At 69.5% G+C, this 924-nt stretch carries 1 protein-coding gene and 1 pseudogene; one reads left to right on the forward strand and one right to left on the reverse strand.

Going from position 1 to position 924, the window contains the following annotated elements; translation table 11 throughout:
- On the forward strand, positions 1-542 hold a 542-nt coding region (locus tag A5702_RS12185), incomplete at its 5' end, for a VWA domain-containing protein (RefSeq protein ID WP_156669595.1).
- A 4-nt stretch (positions 543-546) separates the two neighbouring features.
- Here the strand turns inward: A5702_RS12185 and A5702_RS12190 are convergent.
- A pseudogene (locus A5702_RS12190) lies at positions 547-924 on the reverse strand (hypothetical protein); the annotation flags it as partial.

Here is a 924-nt window from a genome sequence, read left to right on the forward strand (position 1 = left end):
CGCCGCAGCACCAGGCGACGATCGACGCGCTCAAGAAGCTCGACTTCGCCGACAGCACGGCGACCGGGCAGGCCATCTTCACCGCCCTGCACGCGGTCAGCGCCACCGCCATCACCGGTGGCGACACGCCGCCGCCGGCCCGCATCGTGCTGCTGTCCGACGGCAAGGAGAACAAGCCGTCCAACCCCAGCGACCCGCACGACGGGGCCTACACCGCGGCGCGGCTGGCCCGCGACGAGGGCGTGCAGATCTCGACGATTTCGTTCGGCACGCCGTACGGCACCGTCGAGTACGAGGGCGCCACCATCCCGGTTCCCGTCGACGATCAGACGCTGAAGAAGATCTGCGAGATCACCGACGGCCAGTCGTTCCACGCCGACAGCCTGGAGTCGCTGAAGGACGTCTACGCGACTCTGCAGCGCCAGATCGGCTACGAAACCGTCAAGGGCGACGCCAGCCTGGCCTGGATGCTGCTGGGGGCCGTCGCGATGGCCGGCGCCGTCCTGGCCGGCCTGTTCCTGAACCGCCGGCTGCCCTCCTGAGCGATCAGACCGGCAGTCGCCGGTTGATCAGCAGCGCCAGCGCCGTCGCGATCAGGGCGGTGAGCACGCCCAGGCGCAACCACCCGGCACTGCCGGGACCCGGCACGGTGCGGTAGCCGATGTCCTTCTCGATGGCGTTGTAGCTCTTGGACAGCTCGTCGACGGTGCCGGCGGTGTAGGACTGCCCGCCGGAGAGCTTGGCGATCATCTTCATCTGGTCCGTCGAGACCGGCACCGCGACCCGCTGCCCGTCCATCTCGATCTCGCCGGTCTTGGTGCCGAACGAGATCGTCGAGATGGGCACCCCCTCGTCGCGGGCCAGCCGCGCCGCGGTGTAGGCCCCGTCGTGCGGGTCGCTGGGGTTGGACGGCTTGTTCTCCTT

Source organism: Mycobacterium sp. E3339 (assembly GCF_001666915.1).
Lineage (GTDB): Bacteria > Actinomycetota > Actinomycetes > Mycobacteriales > Mycobacteriaceae > Mycobacterium.